This is a genomic window from uncultured Umboniibacter sp. (genome assembly GCF_947497555.1).
Taxonomy (GTDB): Bacteria; Pseudomonadota; Gammaproteobacteria; order Pseudomonadales; family DSM-25080; genus Umboniibacter.
In genome coordinates this window covers 45,239-61,312 of sequence record NZ_CANMGY010000004.1, presented here as the reverse complement: position 1 = coordinate 61,312, position 16,074 = coordinate 45,239, and the positions used below count along the sequence as shown (strand labels likewise).

At 48.5% G+C, this 16,074-nt stretch carries 16 protein-coding genes and 4 tRNA genes; 7 read left to right on the top strand and 13 right to left on the bottom strand.

Features of this window, described 5'->3' with window-relative positions; genetic code table 11:
* Positions 1-53: 53 nt before the first annotated feature.
* From Q0698_RS06435 to Q0698_RS06385, 11 genes are all read right to left on the bottom strand, one after another.
* A tRNA-Met gene (locus Q0698_RS06435) sits at positions 54-130 on the bottom strand.
* 248 nt (positions 131-378) lie between these two features.
* A tRNA-Gln gene (locus Q0698_RS06430) sits at positions 379-453 on the bottom strand.
* A gap of 16 nt (positions 454-469) precedes the next feature.
* A tRNA-Gln gene (locus tag Q0698_RS06425) sits at positions 470-544 on the bottom strand.
* A gap of 155 nt (positions 545-699) precedes the next feature.
* A complete protein-coding gene (gene ychF / locus Q0698_RS06420; protein ID WP_298634899.1) occupies positions 700-1,791 on the bottom strand; it encodes a redox-regulated ATPase YchF in 1,092 nt (363 codons plus the stop codon).
* Between the two features lie 15 nt (positions 1,792-1,806).
* Positions 1,807-2,388 carry an aminoacyl-tRNA hydrolase gene (gene pth, locus Q0698_RS06415; RefSeq protein WP_298634896.1) on the bottom strand — a complete coding sequence of 194 codons (582 nt, stop codon included), beginning with the start codon at positions 2,386-2,388 and terminating at the stop codon, positions 1,807-1,809.
* A gap of 26 nt (positions 2,389-2,414) precedes the next feature.
* The gene (locus tag Q0698_RS06410; protein WP_298634893.1) at positions 2,415-3,059 is read right to left on the bottom strand and encodes a 50S ribosomal protein L25/general stress protein Ctc; all 645 of its coding nucleotides are present in this window, start codon (positions 3,057-3,059) and stop codon (positions 2,415-2,417) included.
* A gap of 126 nt (positions 3,060-3,185) precedes the next feature.
* Entirely contained in the window at positions 3,186-4,127 is a 942-nt protein-coding gene (locus Q0698_RS06405; RefSeq protein WP_366140292.1) for a ribose-phosphate pyrophosphokinase, read from the bottom strand.
* Between the two features lie 58 nt (positions 4,128-4,185).
* A tRNA-Gln gene (locus Q0698_RS06400) sits at positions 4,186-4,260 on the bottom strand.
* A 9-nt stretch (positions 4,261-4,269) separates the two neighbouring features.
* Complete coding sequence (ispE, locus tag Q0698_RS06395) at positions 4,270-5,100, bottom strand: 4-(cytidine 5'-diphospho)-2-C-methyl-D-erythritol kinase (RefSeq protein WP_298634890.1); 831 nt, start codon at positions 5,098-5,100, stop codon at positions 4,270-4,272.
* Positions 5,090-5,638: a lipoprotein insertase outer membrane protein LolB gene (lolB, locus tag Q0698_RS06390; protein ID WP_298634888.1), complete on the bottom strand. Its 549-nt coding sequence runs from the start codon at positions 5,636-5,638 to the stop codon at positions 5,090-5,092. Before lolB ends, ispE begins: the two co-directional genes overlap by 11 nt.
* Positions 5,639-5,646: 8 nt before the next feature.
* Positions 5,647-7,353, bottom strand: coding sequence for a tetratricopeptide repeat protein (locus Q0698_RS06385; RefSeq protein ID WP_298634886.1), 1,707 nt, complete (start codon positions 7,351-7,353; stop codon positions 5,647-5,649).
* Positions 7,354-7,436: 83 nt separating this feature from the next.
* On the opposite strand from Q0698_RS06385, the gene hemA reads away from it, so the two are divergent.
* The 6 genes from hemA (at position 7,437) to rhlB (ending at position 13,495) form a co-directional block, all read left to right on the top strand.
* On the top strand, positions 7,437-8,789 hold the full coding sequence (gene hemA, locus Q0698_RS06380; protein ID WP_366140291.1) for a glutamyl-tRNA reductase: 1,353 nt from the start codon (positions 7,437-7,439) through the stop codon (positions 8,787-8,789).
* The gene (gene prfA / locus Q0698_RS06375) at positions 8,770-9,861 is read left to right on the top strand and encodes a peptide chain release factor 1 (RefSeq protein ID WP_298634884.1); all 1,092 of its coding nucleotides are present in this window, start codon (positions 8,770-8,772) and stop codon (positions 9,859-9,861) included. Before hemA ends, prfA begins: the two co-directional genes overlap by 20 nt.
* Positions 9,858-10,685, top strand: a complete 828-nt coding sequence (gene prmC, locus Q0698_RS06370; RefSeq protein ID WP_298634882.1) for a peptide chain release factor N(5)-glutamine methyltransferase — start codon at positions 9,858-9,860, stop codon at positions 10,683-10,685. The genes prfA and prmC overlap by 4 nt, the downstream gene beginning before the upstream one ends.
* Before the next feature lie 18 nt (positions 10,686-10,703).
* Positions 10,704-11,375 (top strand): YciC family protein, encoded by a 672-nt coding sequence (locus tag Q0698_RS06365; RefSeq protein WP_298634880.1) that lies wholly within the window; start codon positions 10,704-10,706, stop codon positions 11,373-11,375.
* Positions 11,376-11,496: 121 nt separating this feature from the next.
* Positions 11,497-12,000, top strand: a complete 504-nt coding sequence (locus tag Q0698_RS06360; RefSeq protein WP_298634878.1) for a DoxX family protein — start codon at positions 11,497-11,499, stop codon at positions 11,998-12,000.
* Between the two features lie 31 nt (positions 12,001-12,031).
* Positions 12,032-13,495 (top strand): ATP-dependent RNA helicase RhlB, encoded by a 1,464-nt coding sequence (gene rhlB / locus Q0698_RS06355; RefSeq protein WP_298634877.1) that lies wholly within the window; start codon positions 12,032-12,034, stop codon positions 13,493-13,495.
* Between the two features lie 14 nt (positions 13,496-13,509).
* On the opposite strand, the gene Q0698_RS06350 is transcribed toward rhlB, so the two are convergent.
* Positions 13,510-14,085 (bottom strand): response regulator transcription factor, encoded by a 576-nt coding sequence (locus Q0698_RS06350; RefSeq protein ID WP_298634876.1) that lies wholly within the window; start codon positions 14,083-14,085, stop codon positions 13,510-13,512.
* A gap of 25 nt (positions 14,086-14,110) precedes the next feature.
* Positions 14,111-15,217, bottom strand: a complete 1,107-nt coding sequence (locus Q0698_RS06345) for a TonB family protein (protein WP_298634874.1) — start codon at positions 15,215-15,217, stop codon at positions 14,111-14,113.
* Positions 15,218-15,443: 226 nt separating this feature from the next.
* Here Q0698_RS06345 and Q0698_RS06340 point away from each other — a divergent pair, with 226 nt between their 5' ends.
* Positions 15,444-16,061 (top strand): cyclic nucleotide-binding domain-containing protein, encoded by a 618-nt coding sequence (locus Q0698_RS06340; protein WP_298634873.1) that lies wholly within the window; start codon positions 15,444-15,446, stop codon positions 16,059-16,061.
* Positions 16,062-16,074: the final 13 nt, after the last annotated feature.

Here is a 16,074-nt window from a genome sequence, read left to right as displayed (position 1 = left end):
CTATCTTATGAAGCAAAAAAAAGGCCGTCGAAAAACGACGGCCTTTTTAGATATGGTAGCAAGAGGCGGACTTGAACCGCCGACCCCAGCATTATGAGTGCTGTGCTCTAACCAGCTGAGCTACCTTGCCTTAACGAAGCGGAATTATAAGGATGGGCTGCTGAGTGTCAACCATTTTTTGGAGGAAATCTAAACAAAATCAATCCCTTATGTAATTGCTGCGGTTTACCCCTGTTTAGAGTGCGAGATTCTCTAGCCTGAATGAGACGTCTGATAACTAAAGTTCAAATCTTAGTATGGGCAAATGTCGAAGCGCAGCAGACTACGTTTTCGAATCTACTTCGAAGTTAGATATGATTAGATTTTTTTTCGGAAAAGTGGCTGGGGTGGTAGGGCTCGAACCTACGCATGACGGGATCAAAACCCGTTGCCTTACCACTTGGCTACACCCCAAGGAAGAACGAGAAAATGGCTGGGGTGGTAGGGCTCGAACCTACGCATGACGGGATCAAAACCCGTTGCCTTACCACTTGGCTACACCCCAATTTCTCATCGCTTAAGGTCATTGCCCTAAGTCGATGCGAATTATAAACATGCTGTTTAAATTGTAAAGCGAAAAAGGTGAAAAAATTAGTTAATTCAGTAGCTTAGCGAGAAAGGCTATGACTAAGCTACCAGTCAACTAAAGATCAGTAGCACTTAGACGTTAAAACGGAAATGAATAACGTCGCCATCGGCAACGATGTATTCCTTACCCTCCAGGCGCCACTTACCAGCCTCTTTAGATCCGGCCTCACCGTTGTATTCTATGTAGTTGTCATAACCAATGACTTCAGCGCGAATAAAGCCCTTTTCGAAGTCAGTGTGGATCTTTCCTGCAGCCTGAGGTGCGGTTGCGCCAATTGGGATGGTCCAGGCGCGAACTTCCTTGACGCCAGCGGTGAAGTAGGTGTGGAGACCTAGCAGGTCGTATCCTGCGCGAATGACGCGGTCCAAACCAGCTTCATCCCAACCAAGCTCCGATAGGAACTCAGCCTTCTCATCGTCCTCAAGTTCGGCGATCTCAGCTTCCATCTTATTACAAATAACCACTAACTCTGCGCGCTCTTCGGTCGCAATAGCGCGAACCACTTCAAGATGAGGGTTATTCTCGAAGCCTTCTTCATCCACATTAGCGATGTACATGGTAGGCTTTAAGGTCAGAAAGTTAAAATGCTTTACGGCCTTTAAGTCATCTTCGCTTAGGTCTAAGCTGCGAAGAGGTTTAGCTTCGTTAAGATGGGGGATAAGCTGCTCAAGTATTGAGACCAGTTTAATGGCATCGGCGTCGCGGCCCTTTGCAAGCTTCTGATTGCGCTGTATTGCTTTCTCACAACTTTCCAAGTCCGCAAGTGCCAGCTCGGTATTGATTACCTCGATATCCGCAGCGGGATTAATCGCGTTGGCAACGTGAATGACGTTGTCGTCATCGAAGCAGCGAACAACATGAGCAATGGCATCGGTATCACGAATGTTACCGAGGAATTTGTTGCCAAGGCCTTCGCCCTTTGATGCGCCGGCCACAAGGCCTGCAATATCAACGAACTCCATAGTGGTTGGTACGATGCGCTCGGGGCCAACGATTGCTGAAATTGCGTCGACACGTGGATCGGGTACAGGGACTACGCCAGCGTTCGGCTCAATGGTACAAAAAGGGAAGTTTTCGGCGTCGATCCCTGCTTTGGTTAATGCATTAAAGAGCGTTGATTTACCCACGTTCGGTAGGCCTACAATTCCGCAATTAAAACCCATGGTTATGCTTCCGTATCAATTCTGTGTGTGAAGTTTGAGCATTGCTTGGTCAAGATCACCCGAGGCAATTGGCTCAATACATTGTAGTGTACGATCTATAGCGTGATCGATACCAATCCGGTCGTCCGCGCTCGGGCGAGTTAACACATAGTTAGCGACTTGTTTCGCAGAGCCCGGATGGCCGATGCCAATGCGCAGACGGATAAAGTTTTTGTTATTAGCGAGGGAGGAAATAATGTCGCGAAGCCCATTATGTCCACCATGGCCGCCACCTTTCTTTAGTTTTGCGATACCCGGCCCAAGGTCAAGCTCATCATGAGCGACTAGGATTTGCTCAGGTTCGATTTTAAAGAAGTTTGCGATCGCCGCGACCGATTGGCCGGAACGATTCATAAAGGTGGTTGGAATTAGGAGGCGAACGTCTTTGCCTGCGATCGTAATTCTTGCCGCAAGGCCATGAAAACGTGATTCAGAAACAAGTGACGCGCCGTGGAGGCGCGCCAACTCGTTGACGAAGTCGGCGCCAGCATTGTGTCGAGTTCCCTCATATTGGCTGCCTGGGTTGGCAAGACCTACGATGAGTTTAATGTTCGACAAAACTAGCGCTCCCTTCAGCGGAGAAGTTACTCAGCTGAATCTTCTTCGTCAGCAGCCTCGGCAGCGTCAGCAGAATCGTCTGCAACAACACCCTTAGGCTTCTTAATAGTAAGAATTGCTAAGTCGTGATCTGCGCCGTGGTTAAGAGCTACACTTTCAACGCCTTTTGGAAGAACAACGTCAGAAATGTGTAGTGTATCACCAGCGCCAACTTCAAGAAGGTCAACTTCGATGAACTCAGGGAGATCCTTCGGAAGTGTGCTGACTTCTAGTTCGTTTAGCTGAGTGATAACAGAACCACCTTCTAACTTAACGCCTTTTGAAGACTCAGCGTTTAGGAAGTGAAGTGGAACTTTCACATTGATCTTTTCTTTCGCGGAAACGCGCAAGAAATCGGCGTGAACGATGATTGGCTTAGCCGGGTGGCGTTGTAGGTCTTTCAGGATAACCTTTTCAGACTTACGACCAATCTTAATCGTGATGATGTGGCTGTAGAAAGCTTCATCGTCAAGTGCACGAGATAGATCTTTGTGAGGTAGTGAGATAGTTAAAGGCTCTTTATCGCCACCGTAAACGATAGCTGGAACTTGGCCTTCCAAGCGACGCAGGCGGCGGCTCGCACCTTTCCCCATGTTGTCACGGACTTCAGCCTTCAATGTGTAATCAGTCATTTATAACTCCTTAAAAATACAAAACCATCGCACACCCGCGACCAGGCTTCTTGCGATGGCGTAAACCAATTCGACTGGTGTCGAATTAGTATTCGAGCGGTAATGAACCGCTCAAATTTGGGTCAATCAGTCGAACAATGCGCTGATTGATTCCTCGTTGCTGATGCGACGAACGGATTCGGCTAACATCGGCGCGAGGGATAATACACGAATCTTTTTACAATTGCGCGCATCTTCTGAGAGCGGGATTGTATCGTTAACAATCAATTCGTCAAGCTCAGAATTATTTAGATTGTCAATTGCAGGACCAGATAGTACTGGGTGTGTGCAATAGGCGACAACTTTTGCCGCGCCGCGCTTCTTAAGTGCGGAGGCTGCACTACAAAGCGTGCCAGCGGTATCAACAATATCATCAACCATGATACAGGTACGGCCATCGACTTCGCCGATAATATTCATAACTTCAGCAACGTTGGCTCGCGGACGGCGTTTGTCAATAATTGCTAGATCGGTATCTAGCTTCTTGGCGACGGCCCGTGCACGAACCACACCGCCGATATCAGGAGAAACTGCGATAGGATTATCGTAGTGTTGCTCGATGATATCCTGGAGCTGGCGAACGCTTCCGTAGCAGTTGTCGACGGCGACATCGAAGAAGCCTTGAATCTGTTCAGCGTGAAGATCAACGGTGAGTACGCGGTCAACCCCAACGCCTACTAGCATATCCGCAACAACCTTCGCAGAGATTGCGACGCGGGCTGAGCGTACGCGACGATCTTGGCGAGCATAACCAAAGTAGGGAACTACAGCGGTAATACGCTGAGCTGACGCTCTGCGGAGGGCGTCAACCATCACGATCAACTCCATGAGATTGTCGTTCGCTGGGCGACAGGTTGGTTGAATAATGAAAACGTCTTGACCTCGCACGTTCTCTTTAATCTCTACCATTACTTCGCCATCCGAGAAGGAGCCTACTGACGCCTTGCCGAGTGGAATGTGAAGTTCATCGCATACTTTTTTTGCTAATTCCGGGTTTGCATTCCCGGTAAATACCATTAGGTTAGCCACTGATATCGCCCTTGTTTGTTGAAGTCATTCAATCTGCGTTGTCGGTCTCGTAAAGAGATGGCTGGGGTGGTAGGGCTCGAACCTACGCATGACGGGATCAAAACCCGTTGCCTTACCACTTGGCTACACCCCAGTGTAAAAACTAACTAATTTGCTCTACAGGTGAATTGTTGATCCCCTGTGCTACGAAACCGTCGCATGTTTCAGGTCGCTGGCGAAAAATTGCCTCCGCGTCCTCTTTACTTTTGAATGCTGCAAAAACGCAAGCACCTGTCCCGGTTAGTCTAGCTGGCGAAAATTTATTCAGCCATTCTATTGTACTATCAATCTCCGAGTACAGTGATCTTACGACAGGCTCGCAATCATTGCGACCACCCTGCCTCAAAACGGCCGCTACTGTACTGCTCGGGGTGTCTCTTGTCAATTCGGGATGGCTAAAAATGGCAGCTGTAGAGACCGAAACACGGGGGCGTAATACAACGTACCAATGGCCTTGCGAAGGATGAGGCGTAATGCGCTCACCTATCCCTTCAACCCATGCGCTGCTGCCGCGGATAAAGAAAGGGACATCAGCGCCTAACTTCAATCCAAATGCCGCGAGTTCATCGATACTTAAGTTAAGTTTCCAAAGCTTATTTAAAGCGACGAGAGTGGTGGCGGCGTTCGAGCTTCCGCCTCCTAGACCTCCGCCCATCGGGAGCCGTTTTTGTAGCGTGATTTTAGCACCTAGTAGGCTATTCCCAACTGAGGTCTTGAGTAGCTTGGCAGCTTTAAAAATAAGATTTTCTTCGATCGGAATGCCCGAGACAGCAGGGGTTATAGTAATTTCCCTGGATTGCGCCGCAAAATTCATCGTGTCACCGAACTCAAGGAGTTGAAAATAACTTTCTAGTAGATGGTAACCATCATCACGCTGACCAATGATATGGAGGTTAAGGTTGAGCTTAGCCGGACTGAGAACTTCAATTGACATGATTGTCTCCGAAGCGCCAATTGGAGACGAGTAGGGTGATTTGCTCACCATTACGTTCGCAGACAATCCGATGAGGTAAGATATACCCATTTACCTCAAGGAATCTATCGAGTTTTACGCGAGTGCCGTTTTGCATGAAGCTTATCTGTGTAGGCGTACGTTGGTAATCTGTCACGGGGTTTTGAGGGGCAGGGACGCCATTCAACCAATGCGGCCAAGCATCGATGGGAGTGCTCCATCCAAGCTGCTCGAGCATGATCAATTCTGCTGGGCCGCTAATCAAGGTATTGTCGTTGCGGATACTCAGGTTGCTAGAATTACCACTTATTTCGGTAGCATAACTGCCGAATGGACCGCTTAAATTGATAAGGTTTGAGTGATCAAAATATCGCCAGCTAATTGTCGCAGAACCACTTTCATTACCTCGGTATCCGAGTTTACCGTTGAGTGACCAACTAGCGGGTAACGCAGTGTCATTAAGTGGAGCGGGGGCAAAGCTCTGGCATGCCATGAGCAGACTAGTAAGGAGTATAGTCATTATGCGATTCATGGACTTGTACCCCAGCTGAGGTTGGGGTATCGCTCCCGCGCGTAAGCGCGGACATCGTCGGCCTGCTTCTTGTTGCCCAACTGCTCTAGAATAACGATTAAGTGTGAAAGGATCTCAGGGTGGGCGAGCAACTGACTGGCGCGGTTGACGTTATCATAGGCCTGATCAAGGTTTCCCTGGAGATAGTACAGCCAACCTAGACTATCTAAGTAGGCTGGATTCTCAGGCTCCGCGGTTAGCGCGATAAGTAGTTGTTGCTCGGCTTCATCAAGGCGGGTCTCTCTAGATATCCAGCTGTAGGCTAGATTGTTACGCACTAGATGCGCTTCCGGGTTGTGGGTGAGAAACTCCTCGTAGTATTGCTCAAGCAGAATCTGTTCGCCGCTGCCGGTTAACAATTCAGTCATCACTTCTAGCGCGCTAAAGCTGCTAGGGTTTTGGGCGAGAATTGCGTCGGTTCGGTCCTTACAGTGAAGCGGACTGGCGCGCTGGCAAAGCTCTCCGAGTTCTAACTGGATCCAGAGCTCACTCGAATCTGGGTTGTCCCGCCGACGCTCATTATACCATTGCTCAACGCGAGTACGATCGGCGCTATTGAGCTCAATTCGCCCAAGTAGTTGAGCCACTTCGACGACACGCTCGGGTTGCTCGATTTGTAATGCCTCAGCCAATGCTGCCTCGCTATTTTGCTCGGCAAGATAAATTTCTGCATTCAATAACAGGGCACGATCAATTAAAACCGGACGCTGCGCTAGATGATCGGAGAACGCTTTAGCTTGCAACGTGAAACCTTGTGCGATCAACCAATTGGCCGTATCAATAACCCAGGCAATTGTGATACTCGGGTTTCGCAACAGCGGCCTGAAATCTGGCTCTACGCGGTCGTCAAAATATTCAGTTTTTAAGCGCTGTGTCTGAATATCTAAGCTTTGATGAGTCTGGAGGAAGTCGTTCAGTATGCGAAGAGCACGGTCTATTTCACCGGTTTCAGCTAACAGCCCTGCGGTATTCGCCACCACGGCTTCATCATCAGGATGCTCCTCGAGAAGTTGTTCCATTAGTTCAATCGATTGCTCAGGAAAGCGGTTAAAGCGCGTGAGGGCGATAGCGATGGTGACCCCTGATAAATCCGGCCTGGCGGCCTTCACAGCAGTAAGTACCTCCACGAATCGATCTTGATTCTCGGGTGGCCAGCGCATTGCCTTGGCCCCAACCGACTGGAAGAAAGGGTTAGCAAGCGAGGGATTTTTGATCTGACTCGCGAACCGAAGCGTCTCTCCATAATTTTGTCTACTCAACTGGTATCGTGCATTCGACGCAAGATAAGCATCGGAAGAACTATCCCATGAGGACCACTGGTTTAACGCTACGTTGAGATCGCCGCCGGCTTGCTGAGTATGCCAAAGTGACTCCTCGGCCAAGGAAGGCTCGTTGAAATCTTTTGCGGTCGACATCGTCAGCTCAGCAGCCTGCTGATGTTGGCCTCGAAAAGCAAAGATGTCGGCGAGAAATAAGTTTTCAACCATTTGTCTTGGTAACGGCTTTGCTGGCGCTTTTGCGCTGTCGCTATACTCCGCTTGAGGATGCTCAGGCGTGCCAGTAAGCTCAGTCGTTGTTTTGGGCGATAGGGAGCAGGCGCTTAGCACTAAAACAGTGCTGAGCATTGAAAAACTCTTAACGTGAGCAAATATTGATTTAGTCATGAGCTCCTGAGCACCGAAAACTAACATATCATTTATCCTTAGTGTAAAGGTATAATAGTGGCTTTGAAACGAAAGAATTATAATTGCTTAGCGCTTTTAGCGGCTCTGATATAGAAAACTACTTGGAACGAGATCTAACTTATATGCCTTTACTGGCGATTGGATTTAACCATAAGTCTGCGAGTCTCGCATTACGCGAACAGCTTGCCTTTGCTCCCGATGCGCTGCAGAACGCGCACCGAGCCCTGTGTTCGACATCGCATGCGGATGAAGCAGTTATTATATCTACCTGCAATCGCACCGAGATTATCGTTCATGGAGCCTGCGATACTCGTGAGATTACTGAATGGTTAGCGAACTTCCATCAAGTCAGCGCTGCAGAGCTTGCGGCAAGTCTCTATAGTTACACCGATCGAGATGCGGTCGCTCACCTAATGAAAGTAGCTAGCGGCCTTGACTCTCTGGTACTTGGCGAGCCACAGATTTTAGGACAGGTTAAATCTGCCTTTGCTGTGGCGCTCGAAGCGGGCACTGTGACAGGGACGTTCCATCAGTTATTCCAGCAGATCTTTTCGACCGCGAAGCGGGTTCGTTCGCAGACCGCAATTGGTTCAAGTCCAGTTTCGGTCGCTTACGCCGCGGTTACGCTGGCACAAAGGATTTTTAGTGACCTCTCTTCTACGCACGCTCTATTAATAGGTGCTGGCGAAACTATTGACTTGGTGGCGCAACATCTCCATCAGCACGGTGTTGCGAGCATGGTGGTAGCGAATCGAACGCTAGCTCGTGCTGAGGATGTAGCGGCTCGCTTCCAAGCGCGTGGAATCTTGCTCAGTGAGATTCCAGAGCACCTTCCGAAAGCCGATATCATCATTAGTTCTACGGCAAGTCAGCTCCCGGTTTTGGGCAAGGGCACGGTGGAAACAGCCATGAATAAGCGACGTCACCGTCCGCAATTTATGGTGGATATTGCAGTGCCTCGGGATATCGAGGGCGAAGTCGGACAACTGGAAGACGTTTATCTCTATACCGTCGACGATCTTGCTAACGTCATCAATGATGGATTAGCGGCTCGCGAGCAAGCGGCTGCGCAGGCGGTTAACATTATTGACGAACAAGTTGATCACTACCTTGAGTCGCTTCGAGCGAGAGACGCGGTAGACACTATCAAAGCATTTCGACAACAGATCAGTGAACAAAAAACGTTTGAATTGGAACGCGCCTTAAAATCATTGGAGCGTGGCGAAGATCCTGCGCGTGTATTGAACCAATTTGCCCGAGCCTTAACGAATAAAATTGTCCATCAGCCTACCAACGCGCTTAGTCAAGCGGGAAGAGAAGGGCGACTGGAAGTAATTAAGTGGAGTCGAGAATTGTTTGGTATTGATGACCAACCGACGTTACAAGAAGGTAATAATGAAACAATCGATACGTGAAAAACTTGAGCAATTAGTTGATCGTCATGAAGAAGTTGGCCAGCTGCTTTCGGATCCAGCTATTATTTCGGAGCAAAACCGTTTTCGCGAACTCTCCCAGGAGTATGCTGAAATTGAACCCGTCGTTCTAGAGTTTAACTCCTGGCAACGGGCCAATTCGGATATGGCTGAAGCAAAGGAAATGCTTGGTTCTGGCGACTCTGAAATGGAAGAGATGGCTCAAGAAGAAATTAATGAACTCGCTAGTCAAATTGCCGCAGCGGAAGTTGAACTCGAACGACTCATGCTGCCCAAGGATCCTAACGATCAGCGCAATGTCTTTCTTGAGGTTCGTGCGGGGACCGGCGGCGATGAAGCAGCGATTTTCGCTGGTGATCTATTCCGCATGTATAGCCGCTATGCTGAGGGCAGAGGTTGGCGCGTAGAAGTAATTAGTGAGCGTGACGGTGAGCATGGTGGCTACAAAGAGATCATTACTCGAGTCGTTGGGCAGGGCGCTTTCTCGGCGTTGAAATTTGAGAGTGGAGCCCATCGCGTACAACGTGTTCCTGAAACCGAATCTCAGGGGCGTATCCATACCTCAGCTTGTACGGTTGCCGTCATGCCAGAAGCTGATGAAATGGATGCGGTAGAGATTAATAAAGCGGATCTGCGAGTTGATACCTATCGCGCATCGGGCGCGGGTGGTCAGCATGTTAACAAAACAGACTCAGCAATTCGTATTACTCACTTACCTTCGGGTTTAGTCGTTGAGTGTCAAGAGGAGCGTTCTCAGCATAAGAACCGAGCTAAGGCGATGTCTTTGCTCGTGACTCGCTTGCGTGACTCGGCCGAGCAGAGCCGCGCCACTGAGCAGGCGGAGGAACGTCGCAACTTGGTAGGCTCCGGCGATCGGTCTGAGCGAATTCGTACCTATAACTACCCCCAGGGAAGAGTGAGTGACCATCGCATCAATTTAACGCTTTATAAGCTCGATGAGATTATGCAGGGAGACCTAGGCTTGGTCATTGAACCACTGATGCAGGAGCATCAAGCAGATCTACTTGCCAGTCTGTCCGAGGGCGATGCGTGAACGTAGCGCAAGCCATCGCCGCAGCGGCGGCTGAGTTACAGACATCCACGCCAGATGTGGATGCAAAGTGGCTGTTGGCGGACGTGTTAGATTGTGAGCTCACCCGCCTGACCTTAGATAGAGATAGAGCTCTGAGTAGTGAGCAGTTACAACGCTACCGTGAAATGGTTACTAGGCGTGCTACAGGAGAGCCCGTCGCCTACATTACTGGGAGCCGAGGCTTCTGGTCTATTGATCTCAAAGTGAGTGACAGTACGTTGATTCCGCGTGCGGATACAGAATGTCTGGTTGATTATGCTCTGCAGCTATCTCTCTCTGCCAAAGCCAGGGTATTAGATTTGGGTACAGGAACTGGCGCTATTGCGCTGGCGCTAGGCACTGAGAAGCCTAGCTGGAGCATTACAGCGGTTGATAAGTTCGCCGAGGTTGTCGCGTTGGCGAAGCGGAATCAAGAACAGCTGCAGTTAGCGAATGTGACCGTGGCTCAAAGTGATTGGTTTAGCGCTATTGAGGGGGAGTTTGATTTGATCATCTCTAATCCGCCGTATATTGATCCACTAGACCCTCATCTATCGCAGGGTGATGTTGTCTTCGAGCCTTTGTCAGCGCTCGTATCAGGTGAGAATGGCCTTGCCGACATCCAGATCTTAACACGTGAAGCCCGACACCATTTAGTTCACAGCGGCGTTTTGCTCATTGAACATGGTCATCAGCAAGGAGTAGCCGTTTGCAAGCTGATGAAGGATTATGGCTATGATGAGGTTGAAACCCATCAAGATTTCGGTCGTAATGATCGTTTTACTACTGCGCGCTGGCGCGGATAATTGCTTTAGGATTTCTTTATGTCGCCTCTCGTTCAGGATACCTTTAAATTTTTTAAGCAGCACTGGCGCTACCTCGTACTTTTTGTTGCCCCCATTGCGCTGATAGAGCATCTTGCCTTTCGTCAGCTAATTGACCTAACTTCAATCCAGGAAGCGCAAACGGATGAGGCTCTCGCGAATGCGCTCGCCGCGCAATTTCCAACGCTGGCCACGCTAGAGCTAATTTTTAAGCCGCTGCTAGAGGGTGTTGTTATTACGGCCACACTCACGGCGGTGATGTCCGGTGCAGTGGCGACGAAAGTAGTCATAAAACGTCTACTTACTGTTGCGCCACATTTATTGTTAGCCTTCGCGTTACGTACGGTGTTAGTTGTATTCGGCTTGTTAATGTTCATTGTCCCAGGTGTTTACTTGTATATGCGCCTAATATTGATGCCAGTTATTGTGGTGGATAAATCAGCGGGTGCGCTTTCTGCGATGAAGCAGAGTTGGCAGCTTACTGGACCGGCAATGGGTACGGTCTTCGTAGGGCTTCTGCAAATGATAATGTGGGTTTTCTTTCCGCTGTTCTTTATCGGGCAAGTGATTCCTGCCGGTGCCGCAATGTTTTTTTGGGCCGCTTTTACAGCAATAGCGCTAGCGACATTCGATATCTTTAAATGTCGGCTCTATAATGAACTAGACAAATAACTTTAAGGTTTTAAGTATGAATGTCATAACTAGGTGGGAACAATCGGTAAGTTCTAATTTTTCTAAGCTAAGTTTTCTCGCAAACTTAGCCTTAAGGATGTTTCTAGCGCCGATCTTCATTATGGCTGGGTCCAAAAAACTCAACAACATAGATAGTACTATTGCCTGGTTTGGCAACCATGATTGGGGGTTGGGTTTGCCCTTTCCTGAACTTTTAGGCTGGTCGGTGGCGCTGTTAGAATTCGCCGGAGGTTTTCTTATCCTATTTGGGTTAGCGACCCGTGTGATTGCGCTATTACTGTTTGTCACTATGATTGTCGCAGCGTTTACGGCACACTGGGCGAATGGCTGGCAGATGATTGCCGATCCGAGCTGGTTTGGTGTGAATGAACGTGTTGCTGAATCGGCGGAAAAATTGACTAGAGCGAAGGATATTCTGCGCGACCATGGTAACTACGGTTGGCTGACCTCTAGCGGCGCTATTGTCATCTTGAATAACGGAATTGAAACTGCGATTAACTATGCAGTAATGCTTTTAGCTTTGGCGAAACTCGGTGCAGGACGCTGGGTAAGTATTGACTACTGGATTGAACGAACCTTAGTCCGCAAAGTTGAAGCATCATAAATCGGCTAATTCGAGCCGTACTTAATAGGAAATGAACTTGTTAAAACGATTTTTTACCAAGAAAAAAGAATCTCTAATTGCTCCGAATGAAACCGCTACTAGCACTTCTAAGAATGTTAAAGAGGGCACAGGCGGCGATAGGAAGCGAGATAATCGTAACCGGTCTGCTAAGCCAAAGAGTGCGGCAAAGAAAAATATCGCACCCAAGGCGAAGCCTATTTGGACCGCAGCACAGTTTGAAGTTCCGGTACTGGAAGGTAAAACCCGTTTCCATGATCTTGGTATTGAAACATCACTACTGCACGGAATTGCCGATCTAGGTTTCCAATATTGTTCGCCTATTCAGGCGGAGTCTCTCCCCTTTGCATTACAGGGTAGTGACGTTGTCGGTAAGGCGCAGACCGGAACGGGTAAAACGGCCGCATTCCTGGTTGCTATTATTAATGACCTCCTCCGTAACCCCATTACCGAAGGTCGTTATGCAGGTGAGGCTCGATCGCTGGTGATCGCTCCAACACGCGAGTTGGTAATGCAAATTGCCGATGACGCTAAAGCGCTTACCAAGCATACTGATTTGAAGGTTCACACCTTAGTAGGCGGCATGGACTACGATAAGCAGCTGCGTCAGATTGAACGCGAATATATTGATATTCTGGTTGCTACGCCAGGACGCCTTTTAGACTTCGTCTCGAACCGCCATTGCTATCTTGATGAATGTGAATTACTGGTGATAGATGAAGCCGATCGCATGTTAGATATGGGTTTCATTCCCCAGGTACGCCGTATTATTCAGGCGTCACCGCGTAAGGAAAACCGTCAGACCTTAATGTTTTCTGCAACCTTCACGGATGATGTCAATAATTTAGCTAGCCAATGGACGATTGATCCTCACCGAATTGAAATTGAACCTGAGTCCGTGGCAACCGATTCGGTAGATCAAAAAGTCTACATGTGCAGTGCAGATGAAAAGTTTGACGTTTTGTATAACGTGGTCAAGTTGCCTGAAGTTGAAAACGTTATTGTATTTGCTAACCGCAGAGACACGACTCATCGACTATTTGATCGCTTGAAAGCGCATGGCTTTAAAGTGGGTATTCTGTCAGGTGATGTCGCTCAAGCCCGCAGAGTGAAGACTTTAGAGCAGTTCAAGAATGGGCAGATCAATATTATGGTCGCAACGGATGTTGCTGGTCGTGGTATTCATGTCGATGGGATTACTCATGTTATTAACTATACCCTTCCTGAAGAAGCAGAGGATTACGTTCATCGCATAGGGCGAACCGGTAGGGCAGGTTCTAAGGGCACCTCAATCAGTTTCGCCTGTGAAGATGATGCATTCCTGTTGCCAAATATTGAGGAGCTTCTTGGCGATTCACTTAAGTGTGAGCAACCTCCCGAGGAGCTTATGAAAACGGCGCCATACGTTAAGATTGAAACGAAGAGTCAGCCTCCTCGTCGTAATACAGGCCGCCGTCACCCATCAGGAAGACGATAACATCAAGAAGGCCATTAATGCCCGTGAGCGATAAAATACTCGCGGGCAACGACTGCTGCCTCAGTACGATTTTTCACCCTTAAGCGACGGTATATTGCGGTTAAATGTGTTCGCACAGTCGCTTCCGAAATAGCTAGTTGTCTAGCAATCTCTTTATTGACCAACCCTTGAACAATCAGATGAGCCACCTCTTCCTGCATTTTAGTGAGGTCGGCGGGGCGGTCTCTCACGTCATATTTTGCTGAAATAACGCGGCGAATCATTTCTTCAAAGCGTCTTAGGTCGATGTCTCGCTCTATGCTATGAAAGGGAAATGAGGGTTTAATAGTGCCGGGTTCGCCGATGATGACAATAGTCGTTCGATGGGTGTTGCTCTGATTTAACTCATCGATAATCCCTTCACTAAAACTGGATCCAGCATCAATGATCACCAGAGTAAAGGCTGCTATCGAAGGGCGTTGGTTTTCATAGTGGGGAGTCAGACAAATATTACTGACTTGATTAAACAGTGCGTCGATGGTGACAGAGATACCCTGCGCCATCAGTGCGGAGTTGGAGCAAATCAGTGTTGATATACGACTATGTCCCACTGCTTTGCTCCAAACACGTTCGTGTTTATTGAAGAATGAAAGAAATCGGCACGCTTGCTGTATACGTGGAGGTATCCAGTTCGCTCGGAAATCTTGGGTAAGGTGCTGAGCGATCGACGGCTCGAAGTGCCTCACGGTCCAAAATTCCATGGCCTGATGACTCGCTGACTACTGCAGAGACCACATTGCCAGCTTGATCAACGGTAACATCCATTATAACACGACCCTCACGACCGCGATCCAAAGCTCGAGAGGGGTAGCGAACGTTGCGGTTGGTCCATTGAAGCATTTGTGAAGAATACACCGCACCCATGAAGGCTTTCTGTGCTTCGAGTGCCGCTTCTTCTGCACTTTCATCTTCTTCAAATTCATCATCGAAACTTAATGCGACAACAACGGGCTCCGGCTCCGGCTCTGGCTCCGGTTGACGAACCGGCGCAGCCACTACTTCTACTACGGGTTCAGGTTCAACTTCGGGTACTAGCTCTTCAGCAGCAACCTCGATTTCCTCGGCGACCACCAGCCAGCTAGCGATAGCTGCGATTCGCTCATCGCTAGGCATTTCGGTATCTAGCGCTAGTAGCTCGCTGGTGTTGCTCGGTAATGACAAGATATTTTGGCGATAATCCTGGTCTACTCGCGGGCCTACCCAGTTTGCAATAAGTAGTGGCCAAAGTTCAGCGGAGTATTGTTTCAACTCAATGTCATTCAAGCTCACAACAGTGGCTTCACCTGGAATGAAGTCGATAGTAAAGCGATCGTTTTCCCGCATCCGACCTTTCAACACGGTTGCAAGGTCTAATAATTCTGTTTGGTGAGCGGTCATCTCCTCAAGGCCTGCGTTAATAGCAATACCGGAGAGCCAATACTGACGAAATTGTCGCGAACTCCAGGTTCGTTTGAGAAGTGTTAGTTCCATCTGCGCCGGCGCCCCCGGTATCCGCGCTTCGTTAGGCGTAGACGTAGGGTGAGTGACTTTTAGTTTAGCCAGGAAAATAGGCTGCCGAAGCTCTTGGTGAATGGCAACGCCGTTGAGTACTAGATTGTTTTCAGTCGCAAAATCAGCCTGGCTGAAACTGCTTAGCGATACTAAACAAAGTGCAACCAGTGCTCCGTTTATAAACTTCTTCATCGGAGAGTTCTCTCTATGTCAGGCAATAGTTTTTTTAGTTTTAATAGCCCCTACTATAACCCGATAAAAATATTGAGTACACAATCAAATGATTCATTTAAGATCATATTTATTTCCGAGTTCTGTGAGGTGTTTCTCGCAATCATTATTGTTTTTTAGTCACTATCGCTTCTAAGTAAAATTCGTCAAGATTGGCGCACTAATACATGGAAGGAAATAGAAATAGATGCGAGTACTATCAGGAAGTGAGTTATTTGAAGAGAGCACTCGACTCATTCTTAACGCGACGCGGTTTTTACGCTCGGTAGAGGCCTCATTTCCCGATGACTATGTCAGCCTGATGGCCTGCAGTCATCTCTGGTGGTATGAAGGAGGTGAGGCAGTGATTCAGGAAGGAGACTCCTCGGGTAGCGTGTTCCTAGTGGTTAGCGGAACAGTAAGCGTTAGATCTTCAAAGATCGGGGAACTAGCGGTGATAGGTGCTGGTGAATGGCTTGGTGATATGTCACTTTTTAGTGCGCGAACTCGAGCTGCCGATGTGCACGCAGAGAGCAGTGTTGCCCGACTTTTGATGATTCCAAAAAATATCTTACAGCCAACAGACAAAACGCTATCCGATCAGTTTAAACGTTACATCTATGAATCGATTAGTCAGGGAATTCGCTGGAAATTAGAGCAGGCTAAAATTAAACACCCTAGCCCGGAACTGAATGAATCCTTACTTAGGCTTTCGCGCCTCCCTGCTCGCGGTGGGGTTGAGGACTTTTATCAACTTTTAACCGAAATGGCAGCGTCTCTTGAAGCCTGGAACTCCTATCGAGAGTCTAAGTCAGTCGCGAATTAATCAGTGATGTTGA